Below are 15,608 nucleotides of genomic sequence, written 5' to 3' on the forward strand. Positions count from 1 at the left end.
TCGCCGATGGTAGTGTGGGGTTTCCCCATGTGAGAGTAGGTCATCGTCAAGATTCATTTCGCAAAACCCCTATCTGCGCATGCAGGTAGGGGTTTTGTCTTTGTGCTCCCAAAAAGTCCCCTGGCCTCACAACAATCCCTGTGGGAGCGGGCGCGCCCGCGAACACCGGCGCAGCCGGTGCCATTCACCGCGCCGTGTGCTTCACCGGCACGCCGGCTCCCACAATTCGAGCCAGAACACTAGAATAGGCCCACGCACCTACTCAGAAGTACTCCATGTCCAATCCCATCGAACCTGAATCGCTGGCCCGGTTGCCGCTGGAAGAGCTTGTGGCCTGCCACGAATGTGACCTGCTGCTGCGCAAGCCCGTGTTACAACATGGTGAAAAGGCCCTCTGCCCGCGCTGCGGTTACGAGCTGTATGCTCACCGGCACAATGTGGTCAATCGCAGCCTGGCCCTGGTATTGACGGCCTTGTTGCTGTTCGTGCCAGCCAATTTTCTGCCCATCATGCAGCTGCACCTGCTTGGCCAAACGTCTGACGATACTGTCTGGAGTGGTGTGCTAGGCCTGTACAACTCGGAAATGCGTGGCGTGGCGGTGGTGGTTTTTCTTTGCAGCATGGCTATTCCATTAACCAAGTTGCTGTGCCAACTGGCTGTATTGCTGAGTATTCGCCTGAACGTGGGGCGCGGTTTGGGCCTGCTGTTCTACCGTATCTATCACCACCTGCGCGATTGGGGCATGCTCGAGGTCTATTTCATGGGTGTACTGGTGGCCATCGTCAAGCTGGTCGACCTGGCTGAATTGACCGTAGGGTTGGGGTTGTTCTGTTTTATCAGCCTGTTGTTGATCCAGGTTTGGCTGGAAGTGGTGATGTCACCGCATCAGATCTGGAGTGCGCTGTCGGGGGAGGACCTGCATGCGGGCGATTGATGCGGGCATTCTGGTCTGCAATGAATGCCATGAGCTGAACCGGCAGGCGCCGGACAGTAAATCGCAAAGCTGCACACGTTGTGGCGCTGTAGTGCATGCGCGGCGTCCGAACAGCATCATGCGCACCTGGGCGCTGCTGATTGCCGCGTCGATTCTGTACATCCCGGCCAACGTGTTGCCTATCATGACCGTGAGTACCCTCGGCCAAGGCAGCCCGGACACGATCATGTCCGGGGTCATCACCTTGCTCAAGCACGGCATGGTGCCGATCGCTGCAGTGGTGTTCATTGCCAGCATCCTGGTGCCGACCTTCAAGCTGGTAGGCATCGGTTTGCTGCTGTACTCCGTACAACGGCGGCAACCCCTTTCGGCCCGGCAACGGATATTCATGTACCGCTTCATCGAATTCATCGGGCGCTGGTCCATGCTGGACATCTTCGTCATTGCCATTCTCGTGGCAGTGGTGAATTTCGGCCGAATCGCCAGTGTCGAAGCCAATTTGGGCGCCGTCGCCTTCGCAACTGTGGTGATCCTGACAATGTTTGCTGCTTTAACTTTCGATCCCCGACTGATTTGGGATAACACGGAGTCGGATGACGACCATGAGTGACCTGCCAACGGCTAAAACCCGCCCAGCCTCGAACTGGTCGGCCATCTGGATCCTGCCTTTGATCGCCTTGATGATCGGTGGTTGGCTCGCTTGGCAGGCTTACCGCCAGGCCGGTGTGGAGATTGAAGTGCGCTTCGAGTCGGGCGACGGGATCGTCGCCAACAAGACCGAGGTGATCTACAAAGGGATGCCGGTTGGCAAGGTCAAGAGCCTGGTGCTCGATGCCGAGGGTGAGAACCAGGGTGTTATCGCCACGATCGAAATGAACAAGGATGCCGAGCCGCATCTGACCAAGGGGACGCGCTTCTGGCTGGTGAAGCCCAGTGTCACCCTGGCAGGCATTTCAGGCCTGGAAACCCTGGTGTCTGGTAACTACATCGCAGTCAGCCCGGGCGAAGGTGAGCCTACCAAGCGCTTTACCGCGCTGAAGGTGGCGCCGCCACTGTCGGACAGCGAACCTGGCCTGCATCTTGTACTCAAGGCTGAACGGCTAGGTTCGCTCAACCGTGACAGCCCAGTGTTCTATAAACAGATCCAGGTCGGCCGGGTGAAGAGTTATCGCCTGTCCGAAGACCAGAGCACGGTGGAGGTAAAAATATTCATCGAGCCGGCTTACGCCAGCCTGGTGCGCAAACACACGCGCTTCTGGAATGCCAGCGGGGTAAGCATCGACGCTTCGCTTTCGGGTGTGAAAGTGCGTAGCGAGTCGCTGTCGAGCATCGTTGCCGGGGGTATCGCCTTTGCAACCCCGGAGTATCGCAAGGACAGCCCGCCAACCGACCCCAGCCTGCCGTTCCGCCTGTATGAAGACTTCGATGCAGCCCAGGCGGGGATCCGGGTAAAGGTCAAGCTTACCGATTACGAAGGCCTGCAGGCGGGTCGTACCCCGGTCATGTACAAAGGCATCCAGGTTGGCTCGCTGAAAACGCTGAAGATGGAAGACAACCTGGCCAGCGCTTCGGCCGAGCTGACACTGGACCCGCTCACCGAGGACTACCTGGTGGAAGGGACCCAGTTCTGGGTGGTCAAGCCTTCGATTTCCCTGGCGGGTATCACGGGGCTGGAGGCGCTGGTAAAAGGTAACTACATCGCCATTCGCCCCGGCGAAAAGGGCGCGCGGCCAGAGCGCGAGTTCGAGGCGCGTGCCAAGGCGCCGCCGCTGGACCTCAAGGCGCCTGGCCTGCACATGGTGCTGTTCGCCGATACCCTCGGTTCGCTGGAGGTCGGCAGCCCGGTGATGTATCGCCAGGTCAAAGTGGGGAGCGTGCAAAGCTATCAGTTCGCCCGCAACAGTAACCGCATCCTCATTGGTGTGCACATCGAGAAAGAATACGAAAAACTGGTCAACGGTTCGTCGCGCTTCTGGAACGCCAGCGGTATTACGCTGACTGGCGGCTTGTCCGGCATCAAGGTGAAGAGTGAGTCGCTGCAAACGCTGATGGCCGGTGGCATTGCCTTCGACACGCCGCGTGCGGATGTTCCGCTGAAGCGGCACATTCCGCGCTTCCGGCTGCACGAGAGCCAAGAGGCGGTGAACCGTGCGGGCACCTTGATCACTATCCGTGTCGACCGCGCGGATGGCCTGAAGCCAGGTACAGCGATTCGCTTCCGGGGCCTGGATGTGGGCAGCATCGAGAGCGTCGACTTGACCAATGACCTGCAGGCGGTGCTGCTGCGGGCGCGTATCACCGAAGCGGCAAATCGCATCGCCCGGGCCGGGACGCAGTTCTGGGTAGTCAAACCTGCGTTTGGCCTGGTGCGCACTGAGAACCTGGATACCCTGGTGACCGGCCAGTACCTGGAAGTGCAGCCGGCTACCAAAGACCGCGGGCCGCAAAGTGACTTCATTGCGCTGCCCGAGGCGCCGCAGGTGGCAGGGCCAGAGGTCGGCCTGCCGTTGACCCTCAGTGCACCACGCCGTGGCTCGATCAAGCCTGGGGTACCGGTTACTTACCGCGAGGTAGCGGTGGGTAAGGTGACAGGCTTCGAGCTTGGGCAGAGTGCTGACCGCGTGCTGATCCATATCCTGATCGAGCCGCGTTATGCCGCGCTGGTGCGCAGTGGCAGCCGTTTCTGGAACACCAGCGGCTTCGGCTTCGACTGGGGGCTGTTCAAAGGCGCGACCGTGCGCACCGAGTCGCTGGAAACCGTGATCGATGGTGGCATCGCCTTCGCAACGCCGGACGGCGAGCGGATGGGTAACCCGGCCCGGCCGCAGCAGACCTTCGCCTTGTTCGACAAGGCCGAGGACGAGTGGCTGCAATGGGCGCCGAAGATTCAGATAGGCAAGTAACAGCAGGCAAACACAGTCACTGGGGCTGCTTTGCAGCCCGGTGGCGACCAAGGCCGCCCCTGCAAAATTGCGGTTACACCTTGGCGCATGCCCAAATCGCAGGCAACAAAAAGCCGACCCTAGGGTCGGCTTTTCGACTTTAACGTCGCTTAGGCAGCTGCAGCTTCTTTCAGCGCCTTGATGTGGCCATTCAGACGGCCTTTGTGACGAGCAGCCTTGTTCTTGTGGATGATACCTTTGTCGGCCATGCGGTCGATTACAGGTACAGCCAGAACATAAGCGGCTTGTGCTTTTTCAGCGTCTTTTGCGTCAATGGCTTTAACTACATTCTTGATGTAGGTGCGGACCATGGAACGCAGGCTGGCGTTGTGGCTGCGACGCTTCTCAGCCTGTTTTGCACGTTTCTTGGCGGAAGGTGTGTTGGCCACCGTCGAGCTCCTCGAAAGACTTTAGGTAAATAGCAAACAAAATAGGCCGCGAATCATGCCGATCAGTCGAGCGGATGTCAAGGCCACCTGCAAGGTTCCGCCGAGCGGTGCGCCAACAAGCGGGAAAGATTCCTTTCTGCTGCGCGACCTGTACACTCGGGAATTTTTGGCTCCCCTGCGAAGGCGCGGGAGTATCGCACATTCGGATGCTGTCTGGCAGCGTCCTCTGTCATTGGCGTGAATCTTTTCGATGAACCTGCTCAAATCCCTGGCTGCAGTAAGCTCGATCACCATGATTTCGCGGGTGCTGGGCTTCATTCGCGACACCATTCTGGCGCGTATCTTCGGTGCGGGCATTGCCACCGACGCTTTCTTCATCGCTTTCAAGTTGCCCAACCTGCTGCGGCGCATTTTCGCCGAAGGTGCATTCTCCCAGGCCTTCGTGCCGATCCTGGCCGAATACAAGACGCAGCAAGGCGAGGAGGCGACCCGCACTTTCGTTGCCTATATCACCGGTTTGCTCACCCTGGTCCTGGCGCTGGTGACCGCCATCGGCATCCTGGCGGCACCCTGGGTGGTGTGGGCCACGGCCCCGGGGTTTGTCGACAGCACGGAAAAGTACGAACTGACCACGGCCCTGTTGCGGGTGACCTTTCCTTATATATTGCTGATCTCCCTGTCGTCCCTGGCCGGGGCGATCCTCAATACCTGGAACCGTTTCTCGGTACCGGCCTTTACCCCGACCCTGCTCAACGTGGCGATGATCGCCTTCGCGGTGCTGCTCACGCCGTACTTCAACCCGCCGATCATGGCCCTGGCCTGGGGCGTACTCGCCGGTGGCCTGGCGCAACTGTTGTACCAGTTGCCGGCGCTGAAGAAGATCGGCATGCTCGTGCTGCCCCGCCTGAACCTGCGCGATACCGGCGTGTGGCGGGTGCTCAAGCAGATGCTGCCGGCCATTCTCGGGGTGTCGGTGAGCCAGATCTCGCTGATCATCAACACCATCTTCGCCTCGTTCCTGGTGGCTGGCTCGGTATCCTGGATGTATTACGCCGACCGCCTGATGGAGCTGCCTTCCGGCGTGCTGGGCGTGGCCTTGGGTACCATCCTGCTGCCGACCCTGGCCAAAACCTACGCCAACAAGGACCGCGAGGAGTATTCGCGGATCCTCGACTGGGGCCTGCGCCTGTGCTTCCTGCTGGTGTTGCCGTGCACCCTGGCACTGGCCATTCTGGCCGAGCCGCTGACCGTGGCGCTGTTTCAGTATGGCAAGTTCAGCGCGTTCGATGCCGCCATGACCCAGCGGGCGCTGATGGCCTATTCGGTGGGCTTGCTGGCGATCATTCTGGTCAAGGTACTGGCACCCGGCTTTTATGCGCAGCAGAATATCCGCACGCCGGTGAAGATCGCGGTCTTCACCCTGGTCTGCACCCAGCTGTTCAACCTGGCCCTGGTCGGCCCGCTGGCGCATGCCGGGCTGGCCTTGGCCATCAGCCTGGGTGCCTGCCTGAATGCCGGCCTGCTGTTCTGGAAGCTGCGCAGTCAGCGCCTGTTCGAGCCGCAGCCGGGCTGGGCGATGTTCCTGGCCAAGCTGGTGCTGGCCGTGGCGCTGATGTCGGCAGTGCTGCTGGTGGGCATGCACTACATGCCGGCCTGGGAGCAGGGCATCATGCTGCAGCGCTTCATGCGCCTCGGCGTGCTGATCGTGGCGGGGGTCGTGACCTATTTCGGCTGTTTGTTCCTGTGCGGTTTCCGCCCCCGGCATTTCGCTCGCAAGGCCTTGCACTAGGGCTACCTGCGGGTCAGGCGTCGGTTTTTCGCATTCCACGCCGCCCCTGGGCGCTGCTGCCTGTCACCGGCGCCCGGGTGTGGTTATAATCGGCCACTTTATGAGCAAGAAGCGCGTTATGCAGCTGGTTCGAGGTCTTCACAACCTGCGCCCCGAGCACCGGGGCTGTGTCGCCACCATTGGCAACTTCGACGGGGTTCACCGTGGCCACCAGGCAATCCTGGCGCGCCTGCGCGAGCGCGGCCAGGCCTTGGGCCTGCCGACCTGCGTGGTGGTCTTCGAACCGCAACCGCGCGAGTACTTCGCGCCCGATACCGCACCTGCGCGCCTGGCCCGCCTGCGCGACAAGCTCGAGCTGCTGGCCGCCGAAGGCATCGACCGGGTGCTGTGCCTGGCCTTCAACCAGCGCCTGAGCAAGCTCGGCGCCGATGCGTTCGTCAAGACCATCCTGGTCGATGGCCTGGGCGTGCGTCACCTCGAAGTGGGCGACGATTTCCGCTTTGGCTGCGACCGCGCCGGCGACTTCGCTTTCCTGGTCGAGGCCGGCAAGCAATATGGCTTTACCGTCGAAGCTGCCAACACCGTGATTCAGGACGGCCTGCGGGTCAGCAGCACCGAAGTGCGCCAGGCCTTGGCCGACGGCAACTTCGAGCTGGCCGAGCACCTGCTGGGCCGCCCGTACCGCATTACCGGCCGTGTGTTGCACGGCCAGAAGCTGGCTCGCCAGCTTGGCACGCCCACTGCCAACATCCAGCTCAAGCGCCGCCGCGTACCGCTGTCCGGGGTCTACCTGGCCAGCATCGAAATCGACGGCAAGGCCTGGCCGGGTGTCGGCAACATTGGCGTGCGCCCCACCGTTGCCGGTGATGGGCGCCCGCACCTGGAAATTCATCTGCTGGACTATGCCGGCGACCTTTACGGCCGGCGCCTTACGGTGGAGTTCCACCACAAGCTGCGTGAAGAGCAGCGATTCGCCTCCCTGGAGGCGCTGAAGTCGGCGATCGATGCGGATATCGCCGCCGCACGTGCACATTGGCACGCTCAACCGCTAACGAAGAGCCTGAAATGACCGACTACAAAGCCACGCTTAACCTTCCGGACACCGCCTTCCCCATGAAGGCCGGCCTGCCTCAGCGCGAACCGCAGATCCTGCAGCGCTGGGACAGCATTGGCCTGTACCAGAAGCTGCGCGAAATTGGCAAGGATCGTCCAAAGTTCGTCCTGCACGACGGCCCGCCCTATGCCAACGGCAAGATTCACATCGGTCATGCGCTGAACAAAATTCTCAAGGACATGATCGTCCGTTCCAAGACCCTGGCCGGTTTCGACGCGCCGTACGTGCCGGGTTGGGACTGCCATGGTTTGCCGATCGAGCACAAGGTCGAGGTTACCCACGGCAAGCACCTGTCGGCCGACCGCACCCGTGAGCTGTGCCGCGAGTATGCTGCCGAGCAGATCGAAGGGCAGAAGACCGAGTTCATTCGCCTGGGCGTGCTGGGTGATTGGGACAACCCGTACAAGACCATGAACTTCGCCAACGAGGCGGGTGAAATCCGTGCCCTGGCCGAAATGGTCAAGCAAGGTTTCGTGTTCAAGGGCCTGAAACCGGTGAACTGGTGCTTCGACTGCGGTTCGGCGCTGGCTGAGGCGGAAGTCGAGTACGCCGATAAAAAATCGCAGACCATCGACGTGGCCTTCCCGGTTGCCGATGAAGCCAAGCTGGCTGCCGCCTTCGGCCTGGCGTCGCTGGCCAAGCCTGCCGCCATCGTGATCTGGACCACCACCCCGTGGACCATTCCAGCCAACCAGGCGTTGAACATCCATCCCGAGTTCACCTACGCCCTGGTCGACACCGGTGAGCGCCTGCTGGTGCTGGCTGAAGAACTGGTCGAGTCGTGCCTCAAGCGTTACAACCTGGAAGGCTCGGTCATCGCTACCGCCCAAGGCGCGGCGCTGGAGCTGGTCAACTTCCGTCACCCCCTCTACGACCGCCTGTCGCCGGTGTACCTGGCCGACTACGTCGAGCTGGGCGCCGGTACCGGGGTGGTGCACTCCGCGCCAGCCTACGGTGAAGACGACTTCGTCACCTGCAAGCGTTACGGCATGGTCAACGATGACATCCTTACCCCGGTGCAGAGCAACGGTGTGTATGTCGAGTCGCTGCCATTCTTCGGCGGCCAGTTCATCTGGAAGGCCAACCCGGCCATCGTCGAGAAACTCGGTGAAGTCGGTGCGCTGATGCACACCGAAACCATCAGCCACAGTTATATGCACTGCTGGCGCCATAAAACCCCACTGATCTACCGCGCTACCGCGCAGTGGTTCGTGGGTATGGACAAGCAGCCGACTACCGGCGAGCCGCTGCGTGAGCGCGCGCTGAAAGCCATCGAGCAAACCAAGTTCGTTCCGGCCTGGGGCCAGGCACGCCTGCACGCGATGATCGCCAACCGCCCAGACTGGTGCATTTCGCGTCAGCGCAACTGGGGCGTACCGATTCCGTTCTTCCTGCACAAGCAGACCGGCGAGCTGCACCCGCGCACCGTCGAACTGATGGAAGAAGTGGCCAAGCGCGTCGAGCAGCAGGGCATCGAAGCCTGGTTCAAGCTGGACGCTGCCGAACTGCTGGGCGCTGAGGCCGAGCAGTACGACAAGATCGCCGACACCCTCGACGTGTGGTTCGATTCGGGCACCACCCACTGGCACGTGCTGCGTGGCTCCCACAACATCGGCCACGCCACCGGCCCGCGCGCCGACCTGTACCTGGAAGGCTCCGACCAGCACCGCGGCTGGTTCCACTCGTCCTTGCTGACCGGTTGCGCCATCGACAACCATGCGCCGTACCGCGAGCTGCTGACCCACGGCTTCACCGTGGACGAAAACGGCCGCAAGATGTCCAAGTCGCTGGGCAACACCATCGAGCCGGAGAAGGTCAACAACACCTTGGGCGCCGACATCCTGCGCCTGTGGGTTTCGGCTACCGACTATTCCGGTGAAATGGCCGTTTCCGAGCAGATCCTGCAGCGCAGCGCCGACGCCTACCGGCGTATCCGCAATACCGCACGCTTCCTGCTCTCGAACCTGTCCGGTTTCGACCCGGCCCGCGACCTGCTGGCCCCGCAAGACATGCTGGCGCTGGACCGCTGGGCCGTGGACCGCACCTTGTTGCTGCAACGCGAACTCGAAGAGCACTACAGCGAGTACCGTTTCTGGAACGTGTACTCCAAGGTGCACAACTTCTGCGTGCAGGAGCTGGGCGGCTTCTACCTCGACATCATCAAGGACCGCCAGTACACCACCGGCGCCAACAGTGTCGCCCGCCGTTCCTGCCAGACTGCGCTGTATCACATCAGCGAAGCGCTGGTGCGCTGGATCGCACCGATCCTGGCGTTCACCGCCGACGAAATCTGGCAGTACCTGCCGGGCGAGCGCAACGAGTCGGTCATGCTCAATGGCTGGTACCAGGGCCTGAGCGAGCTGCCGGAAGGCACCGAGCTGGACCGTGGCTACTGGGACCGCGTCATGGCGGTGAAGGCCTCGGTCAACAAGGAGCTGGAAAACCAGCGTGCCGCCAAAGTCATCGGCGGCAACCTGCAGGCTGAAGTGACCCTGTACGCCGATGAGGGCCTGAGCGCCGACCTGGGCAAGCTGGGCGACGAGCTGCGCTTTGTGCTGATCACCTCCGCTGCCAGCGTGGTGCCATTTGCCCAGGCGCCTGCCGAAGCGGTTGCCACCGAAGTCGAGGGCCTGAAACTGCAGGTGGTCAAGTCCGGCCACGCCAAGTGCGGCCGTTGCTGGCACTTCCGCGCCGACGTTGGCAGCCACCCGGAGCACCCGGAAATCTGCAGCCGTTGCGTCGACAACCTGACCGGCTCGGGTGAGGTGCGCCACTATGCCTAACCCTGCAGCGGGCCGCTTCGGGCGCCTCGCATGGCTGTGGCTGAGCTTGCTGGTCCTGGTCATCGACCAGGCCACCAAGCTGTATTTCAACAACGCCCTGACCATGTACCAGCAGATCGTCGTCATACCTGACTACTTCAGCTGGACCCTGGCCTACAACACCGGCGCCGCGTTCAGCTTCCTGGCCGACGGCGCCGGCTGGCAGCGCTGGTTGTTCGCCCTGATCGCCGTGGTGGTCAGCGCAGTGCTGGTGGTGTGGCTCAAGCGCCTGGGGCGCAATGAAACCTGGCTGGCCGTGGCGCTGGCGCTGGTGCTCGGTGGGGCGATCGGCAACCTGTACGATCGCATCGTGCTGGGCCATGTGGTCGACTTCATCCTGGTGCACTGGCAGAACCGCCACTACTTCCCGGCTTTCAACGTGGCCGACAGCGCCATCACCGTTGGTGCGGTAATGCTGGCGCTGGATATGTTCAAGAGCAAGAAGTCCGAGGATCCGGTCCATGACTGACACCCGTATCGGCCAGAACACCGAAGTCACCCTGCACTTCGCGCTGCACCTGGAAAACGGCGACACCGTAGACAGCACGTTCGACAAGGCCCCGGCAACCTTCAAGGTCGGCGATGGCAACCTGTTGCCGGGCTTCGAGAACGCCCTGTTCGGCTTCAAGGCCGGTGACAAGCGTACGCTGCAGGTTGCGCCAGAAAATGCCTTCGGCCAGCCCAACCCGCAAAACGTGCAAGTCATGCCGCGGTCCAACTTCGAAGGCATGGAGCTGTCCGACGGGCTGTTGATCATCTTCAACGACGCCGCCAACGCCGAACTGCCAGGGGTGGTCAAAGCGTTCGACGACGACCAGGTGACCATCGACTTCAATCACCCACTGGCTGGCAAGACCCTGACCTTCGAGGTGGAGATCCTCGAGGTGAAGGCCCTGTAAGCCTGGAGCCGAGCATGCAAATCAAACTCGCCAACCCTCGCGGCTTCTGCGCGGGGGTCGACCGGGCGATCGAGATCGTCAACCGCGCGCTGGAAGTCTTCGGCCCGCCGATCTACGTGCGCCATGAAGTGGTGCACAACAAGTTCGTCGTCGAAGACCTGCGCAACCGTGGCGCCGTCTTCGTCGAGGAGCTGGACCAGGTGCCGGATGATGTCATCGTCATCTTCAGTGCCCACGGTGTTTCCCAGGCTGTGCGCCAGGAGGCTGCTGGCCGTGGCCTGAAAGTGTTCGATGCCACTTGCCCACTGGTGACCAAGGTGCATATCGAAGTCGCCAAGTACAGCCGCGATGGCCGTGAGTGCATTCTCATCGGCCACGAAGGGCACCCGGAAGTCGAAGGCACCATGGGCCAGTACGACCCCAGCAACGGTGGCGCCATCTACCTTGTCGAAGACGAGGAAGACGTGGCCAAGCTGCAGGTGCGCGACCCGGACCACCTGGCTTTCGTCACCCAGACCACCCTGTCGATGGATGACACCAGCCGTGTGATCGACGCCCTGCGTGCGCGCTTCCCGAACATTGGTGGCCCGCGCAAGGACGACATTTGCTACGCCACGCAAAACCGCCAGGACGCCGTCAAGCAACTGGCCGATGAAAGTGACGTAGTGCTGGTGGTTGGCAGCCCGAACAGCTCCAACTCCAACCGGCTGCGCGAGCTGGCCGAGCGCATGGGCACCCCGGCCTACCTGATCGATGGCGCCGAGGACCTGCAGCGCGGCTGGTTCGACCAGGCTGCGCGTATCGGCATCACCGCCGGTGCGTCGGCCCCGGAGGTGCTGGTGCGTGGTGTGATCGAACAGCTCAAGGCCTGGGGTGCTACCGGCGCTGAAGAGCTGGATGGGCGGGAAGAGAACATCACGTTCTCGATGCCCAAAGAGCTGCGGGTTCGCTCGCTGATCTGACCGGCCAGGGCTTAGGTGCACGAGCGGCCTTGCGCGACGCAAGGCTGCTCGATAAGCGCGTTAGCCGGGGCAGCGCTGATTGTCGCGGTGCTCAGCCAGCAAGTTGACCCTCCCTGAAGAGGCCATCACCACTTGGTGGCGGCTGCTGGCCGCCGAGCGCTCGCACACCTCCAGGGTGATGGCGAACCAGCCGTTGCCCAGCTTCATTGGCACACCCAGGGCACTGAACTTGAACTGTTCGTCGCTGTTGCCGACGATTACCAGCGGCCTGGCCAGGCGCTGCTCACGCAGTACCTGCCGGTTGTGCTCCAGGGCTACACGCCAACCATTTCCCCAATTGCCATCCAGCGCCTGCACCAGCACCGGTTGCCCCTGCAACAGCGCGTGGCTACGGGCGCTACGCAGTGCCTGGGCCAAGTCGCGCGCCACCGCCGCCCGCTGCAGGTCATCGCTCATCCTGGCGTAGGCCGGTAGGCCGATTTGCGTCAGCAACGTCGCCACAGCCAAGGCCGACAACATCTGTATCAGTGTTACCCCACGTTGCTTCACCGTGCATTCCTCCCAGGAAGTGCTTCGCTAATAGCTTCTCGGTGGCTGGCCAGGAGGTCCAGTCGCTCAAGTTGAAGGCAATAGCGGGAAAAATCGCAGGAGGTGCAGGGATGCACGCATGGCAAAAGGGCATGACGCTGCTGGAGGTGTTGTTGGCGGTGGTGGTCGTGGCCGTGGGCATGTTCGCCGCTGCGGGGCTGCAACTGCAGGCCTTGCAAGCCACAGACAGTGCGCGCCGCGATGGGCAGGCGGCAATGGCGGCACACAGTGAGCTTGAAAGGGCACGGCGATGAGGCGCCGGCAAACGGGTGCTGGTTTGCTTGAGTTGCTGCTGGCGCTGACCATCGGGTTGATGGTGCTGGTGGCGGCCAGCCAGCTATTCGCCTCTGTGCACCAAGCCTGGCGGCTGCAAGGCACCGCGCTGCGCATGCAAGGGGAGGCGCGCCAGGCGCTGCTGCGCATGGCCCAGGATATTCGCATGGCGGGCATGTTTGGCTGTTTGCGCCTGAAACCTGGCGACTTTCCGGCCCAGGCTGTGCCGCCTGGCTTCGCCCGGCCAATGGAGCTGGGGCCGTCCAGCTTGAGCCTGATGGTCGCCGAGTTGCCGGGGCATACCGGCGACCCGGACTGGACCTTGCTGACCAACTGTATCGACGAGGTCAAGGTGCTGAGCCGCCGGGCACAGGCTAGCGCCACACAGATGGCGGTGCCCATCAGCCATCACCATTATGCGCACAGCGGCGGCAGGCTGTATTTCAAGCGCCGGGGCAACAATCAGCCGCTGGTCGAGCATGTGCGGGAGCTGCGCATCGTGCAGGTTGCCGGTGAGCGGGTGGATATTCAGCTGACCTTGTATGAGCCCACGCTGCAACTTGAGCAGCACCACGCGCTGAGCGTGGCATTACGCAACCCGGTACCGGCTTCATGAGCCGCCAGCGGGGTGTGGTGCTGCTGTTGGCCTTGGTCCTGAGCCTGCTGCTCGGCCTGCTGGCCGCATCGGCGCTGCGCGACGCGCTGGTCGAAACGCGTATGAATGGTTACCTGAGCGATGGCCTGCACGCACTGGAAGAGGCCGAGGCCGCCTTGCAGGCCGGGGTGCGCAAGCTGGAACAGGGCCCGCCGCCGCCCTCGTGCAATGCCTGCCTGCCGCCACCACAGCCACACGACCTGGCTGGCCAGTGGCAAGCCACCCCGACCGGCTATTTCCAGCTACAGAACCTGGGCATCAGCCAGCGTGCTGCGCACGTGCCCGAAGGGCAGGCGGTCACCCTGTTGCGCATTACTGCCGTCAGCAAGCGAAGCCAATCCAGGCATGTATTGGAGGCGGTCTACGCCGCAGCCGACGGCACATTCCAGCGCATCACCTGGCGACAGAGACTCAGAGGAGACTGACATGCAGCAAGGTTTGAGCCTGATGGAGTTGTTGATTGTCCTGGCCGTGACCGGCATTCTGGCAGCCATTGCCTACCCCAGTTACAGCGACCAGCTTCGGCGAGCCGCGCGCAGCGAAGTGGTTGGCCTGCTGCACGATGCCGCCCTGCGCCTGGAGCGCCACCGCGTACGCACCGGCCAATACGCCGAGGGCGACCCGGCGCTGCCCGGCGGCACCCGCCATTACAGCCTGCAGGCGCAACGCGACAGCGACAGCTTCACGCTGCGCGCCCGGCGCTTGCCGCATGGGCTGATGGCGCAGGATGGCTGTGGCGACTTCCAGCTGGACCAGGCAGGGGTGCAGCGCAACCCAGGTGCCGTTGAGCACAGCGCGCACTGCTGGGGGAGCTGAAGGTTGAATGGTGCCCGGCGCATCGCGGTTTTACTTCAGGTGTTGGATCGACAGATGAGCAAGCAAGTAGTGGTGGTTGGCGGCGGGGTGATCGGCCTGTTGACGGCGTTCAACCTGGCGGCCAAGGTCGGCCATGTGGTGGTGTGCGATCAGGGCGAGGTCGGCCGTGAGTCGTCGTGGGCCGGTGGCGGCATCGTTTCGCCGCTGTACCCGTGGCGCTACAGCCCGGCAGTGACTGCCCTGGCGCACTGGTCACAGGACTTTTATCCGCAGTTGGGCGAACGCTTGTTCGCCAGCACCGGTGTCGACCCCGAAGTGCACACCACTGGCCTGTACTGGCTGGACCTGGATGACGAAGCTCAAGCGCTGGCCTGGGCCGAGCGCGAACAGCGGCCGTTGAGTGCGGTGGATATCTCGGCAGCCTATGACGCTGTGCCGGTACTGGGCCCGGGTTTCAAGCGCGCCATCTACATGGCGGGCGTGGCCAATGTGCGCAACCCGCGCCTGGTGAAATCGCTGAAGGCGGCGTTGCTGGCAATGCCGAACGTGACTTTGCGCGAGCACTGCCAGATCACCGGTTTCGTCCAGCAAGGCGGGCGTGTGACCGGGGTGCAGACGGCCGACGGTGAGCTTGCGGCGGAAGAGGTGGTGCTCAGTGCTGGCGCCTGGAGTGGCGACCTGTTGCGTACGCTTGGCCTGGCGCTGCCGGTGGAGCCAGTGAAGGGCCAGATGATTCTGTTCAAATGTGCCGAAGACTTCCTGCCGAGCATGGTGCTGGCCAAGGGGCGCTATGCGATCCCGCGGCGTGATGGGCACATTCTGGTGGGCAGTACGCTTGAGCATGCCGGGTATGACAAGACCCCGACCGGGGATGCACTGCAGAGCCTGAAGGCTTCGGCGGTGGAGTTGTTGCCTGAGCTGGAAGGGGCCACCGTGGTGGCGCACTGGGCCGGGCTGCGGCCGGGGTCGCCTGAGGGCATTCCGTATATCGGGCCGGTGCCGGGGCATGCGGGGTTGTGGTTGAACTGCGGGCACTACCGGAACGGGTTGGTGCTGGCGCCGGCTTCGTGCCAGCTGTTCACCGATTTGCTGACCGGTGCCGAACCGATCATCGACCCAGCGCCCTATGCCCCAGCGGGGCGTTTGGGCTGAGAATGCCGGGGCCGCTGTGCGGCCCTATCGCAGGCAAGCCAGCTCCCACAGGTATTGCACAAGGCTCAAGGGCAGTCCAGGTATTGCACAAGACTCAAGGCCTGCGAGGTACCTGTGGGAGATTCTATGGTTCCTGGCAAGGGTAGCCGGAGCATCTTCAGCGCCTGTGAGATCGAGCGCCGCCCGCGCGGCGCAATCGCGAGCTGCGCTCGCTCCTACGTTTGTTTCGGGCCAGTAACGCCTGTGACAGGCGCGCGCGGCCGCCTTGTTTG

16 protein-coding genes are annotated in these 15,608 nt (G+C 62.7%); 14 read left to right on the top strand and 2 right to left on the bottom strand.

The features are described 5' to 3' along the window. The first annotated feature begins 275 nt into the window (after positions 1–275). Genes QME24_RS23535 through QME24_RS23545 form a run of 3 tightly spaced genes read left to right on the top strand, consistent with a single transcriptional unit; the run spans position 276 to position 3,838 of the window. On the top strand, positions 276–935 hold the full coding sequence (locus tag QME24_RS23535) for a paraquat-inducible protein A (RefSeq protein WP_054906122.1): 660 nt from the start codon (positions 276–278) through the stop codon (positions 933–935). Beyond that, positions 922–1,545, top strand: a complete 624-nt coding sequence (locus tag QME24_RS23540) for a paraquat-inducible protein A (RefSeq protein ID WP_009682078.1) — start codon at positions 922–924, stop codon at positions 1,543–1,545. Before QME24_RS23535 ends, QME24_RS23540 begins: the two co-directional genes overlap by 14 nt. Further along, entirely contained in the window at positions 1,538–3,838 is a 2,301-nt protein-coding gene (locus tag QME24_RS23545; RefSeq protein ID WP_054906123.1) for an MlaD family protein, read from the top strand. The genes QME24_RS23540 and QME24_RS23545 overlap by 8 nt, the downstream gene beginning before the upstream one ends. A 149-nt stretch (positions 3,839–3,987) precedes the next feature. On the opposite strand, the gene rpsT is transcribed toward QME24_RS23545, so the two are convergent. Continuing rightward, complete coding sequence (gene rpsT, locus QME24_RS23550) at positions 3,988–4,266, bottom strand: 30S ribosomal protein S20 (protein ID WP_003247625.1); 279 nt, start codon at positions 4,264–4,266, stop codon at positions 3,988–3,990. 250 nt (positions 4,267–4,516) lie between these two features. On the opposite strand from rpsT, the gene murJ reads away from it, so the two are divergent. The 6 genes from murJ to ispH all read left to right on the top strand — a co-directional run bounded on the left by murJ (position 4,517) and on the right by ispH (position 11,852). Next, complete coding sequence (gene murJ / locus QME24_RS23555; RefSeq protein WP_009682080.1) at positions 4,517–6,055, top strand: murein biosynthesis integral membrane protein MurJ; 1,539 nt, start codon at positions 4,517–4,519, stop codon at positions 6,053–6,055. Positions 6,056–6,173: 118 nt separating this feature from the next. Then, positions 6,174–7,124, top strand: coding sequence for a bifunctional riboflavin kinase/FAD synthetase (gene ribF / locus QME24_RS23560; RefSeq protein ID WP_009682081.1), 951 nt, complete (start codon positions 6,174–6,176; stop codon positions 7,122–7,124). Then, positions 7,121–9,952 carry an isoleucine--tRNA ligase gene (gene ileS / locus QME24_RS23565; RefSeq protein WP_182369671.1) on the top strand — a complete coding sequence of 944 codons (2,832 nt, stop codon included), beginning with the start codon at positions 7,121–7,123 and terminating at the stop codon, positions 9,950–9,952. The genes ribF and ileS overlap by 4 nt, the downstream gene beginning before the upstream one ends. Next, entirely contained in the window at positions 9,945–10,460 is a 516-nt protein-coding gene (gene lspA / locus QME24_RS23570; protein WP_003247609.1) for a signal peptidase II, read from the top strand. The genes ileS and lspA overlap by 8 nt, the downstream gene beginning before the upstream one ends. Beyond that, on the top strand, positions 10,453–10,890 hold the full coding sequence (fkpB, locus tag QME24_RS23575) for an FKBP-type peptidyl-prolyl cis-trans isomerase (protein WP_009682083.1): 438 nt from the start codon (positions 10,453–10,455) through the stop codon (positions 10,888–10,890). Before lspA ends, fkpB begins: the two co-directional genes overlap by 8 nt. Positions 10,891–10,904: 14 nt before the next feature. Then, positions 10,905–11,852, top strand: a complete 948-nt coding sequence (gene ispH / locus QME24_RS23580; RefSeq protein ID WP_029886696.1) for a 4-hydroxy-3-methylbut-2-enyl diphosphate reductase — start codon at positions 10,905–10,907, stop codon at positions 11,850–11,852. A 60-nt stretch (positions 11,853–11,912) separates the two neighbouring features. Here the strand turns inward: ispH and QME24_RS23585 are convergent, their stop codons facing one another. Next, positions 11,913–12,401 carry a GspH/FimT family pseudopilin gene (locus QME24_RS23585; RefSeq protein ID WP_029886697.1) on the bottom strand — a complete coding sequence of 163 codons (489 nt, stop codon included), beginning with the start codon at positions 12,399–12,401 and terminating at the stop codon, positions 11,913–11,915. 110 nt (positions 12,402–12,511) lie between these two features. Here QME24_RS23585 and QME24_RS23590 point away from each other — a divergent pair, with 110 nt between their 5' ends. The 5 genes from QME24_RS23590 to thiO are packed head-to-tail and all read left to right on the top strand — an operon-like array spanning position 12,512 to position 15,336. Continuing rightward, a complete protein-coding gene (locus tag QME24_RS23590) occupies positions 12,512–12,694 on the top strand; it encodes a prepilin-type N-terminal cleavage/methylation domain-containing protein (protein WP_009682085.1) in 183 nt (60 codons plus the stop codon). Next, complete coding sequence (locus QME24_RS23595) at positions 12,691–13,329, top strand: pilus assembly protein PilW (RefSeq protein ID WP_115293340.1); 639 nt, start codon at positions 12,691–12,693, stop codon at positions 13,327–13,329. The genes QME24_RS23590 and QME24_RS23595 overlap by 4 nt, the downstream gene beginning before the upstream one ends. After that, positions 13,326–13,793: a hypothetical protein gene (locus tag QME24_RS23600; RefSeq protein ID WP_125855533.1), complete on the top strand. Its 468-nt coding sequence runs from the start codon at positions 13,326–13,328 to the stop codon at positions 13,791–13,793. The genes QME24_RS23595 and QME24_RS23600 overlap by 4 nt, the downstream gene beginning before the upstream one ends. 1 nt (position 13,794) lies before the next feature. Next, positions 13,795–14,184, top strand: a complete 390-nt coding sequence (locus tag QME24_RS23605) for a type IV pilin protein (protein ID WP_009682088.1) — start codon at positions 13,795–13,797, stop codon at positions 14,182–14,184. Between the two features lie 54 nt (positions 14,185–14,238). Beyond that, positions 14,239–15,336, top strand: a complete 1,098-nt coding sequence (gene thiO / locus QME24_RS23610; RefSeq protein WP_280091835.1) for a glycine oxidase ThiO — start codon at positions 14,239–14,241, stop codon at positions 15,334–15,336. The last annotated feature ends 272 nt before the right edge of the window (positions 15,337–15,608 follow it).

Source organism: Pseudomonas sp. PARCl1, from assembly GCF_947311875.1.
Taxonomy (GTDB): domain Bacteria; phylum Pseudomonadota; class Gammaproteobacteria; order Pseudomonadales; family Pseudomonadaceae; genus Aquipseudomonas; species Aquipseudomonas juntendi.

Bases quoted from the DNA above. Each gene is read 5' to 3' on its own strand.
- QME24_RS23590 (WP_009682085.1), top strand. From the start codon at position 12,512: ATGCACGCATGGCAAAAGGGCATGACGCTGCTGGAGGTGTTGTTGGCG.
- QME24_RS23595 (WP_115293340.1), top strand. From the start codon at position 12,691: ATGAGGCGCCGGCAAACGGGTGCTGGTTTGCTTGAGTTGCTGCTGGCG.
- lspA (WP_003247609.1), top strand. From the start codon at position 9,945: ATGCCTAACCCTGCAGCGGGCCGCTTCGGGCGCCTCGCATGGCTGTGG.
- thiO (WP_280091835.1), top strand. From the start codon at position 14,239: ATGAGCAAGCAAGTAGTGGTGGTTGGCGGCGGGGTGATCGGCCTGTTG.
- QME24_RS23540 (WP_009682078.1), top strand. From the start codon at position 922: ATGCGGGCGATTGATGCGGGCATTCTGGTCTGCAATGAATGCCATGAG.
- ispH (WP_029886696.1), top strand. From the start codon at position 10,905: ATGCAAATCAAACTCGCCAACCCTCGCGGCTTCTGCGCGGGGGTCGAC.
- ribF (WP_009682081.1), top strand. From the start codon at position 6,174: ATGCAGCTGGTTCGAGGTCTTCACAACCTGCGCCCCGAGCACCGGGGC.
- QME24_RS23600 (WP_125855533.1), top strand. From the start codon at position 13,326: ATGAGCCGCCAGCGGGGTGTGGTGCTGCTGTTGGCCTTGGTCCTGAGC.
- QME24_RS23545 (WP_054906123.1), top strand. From the start codon at position 1,538: ATGAGTGACCTGCCAACGGCTAAAACCCGCCCAGCCTCGAACTGGTCG.
- QME24_RS23605 (WP_009682088.1), top strand. From the start codon at position 13,795: ATGCAGCAAGGTTTGAGCCTGATGGAGTTGTTGATTGTCCTGGCCGTG.
- fkpB (WP_009682083.1), top strand. From the start codon at position 10,453: ATGACTGACACCCGTATCGGCCAGAACACCGAAGTCACCCTGCACTTC.
- QME24_RS23535 (WP_054906122.1), top strand. From the start codon at position 276: ATGTCCAATCCCATCGAACCTGAATCGCTGGCCCGGTTGCCGCTGGAA.
- ileS (WP_182369671.1), top strand. From the start codon at position 7,121: ATGACCGACTACAAAGCCACGCTTAACCTTCCGGACACCGCCTTCCCC.
- murJ (WP_009682080.1), top strand. From the start codon at position 4,517: ATGAACCTGCTCAAATCCCTGGCTGCAGTAAGCTCGATCACCATGATT.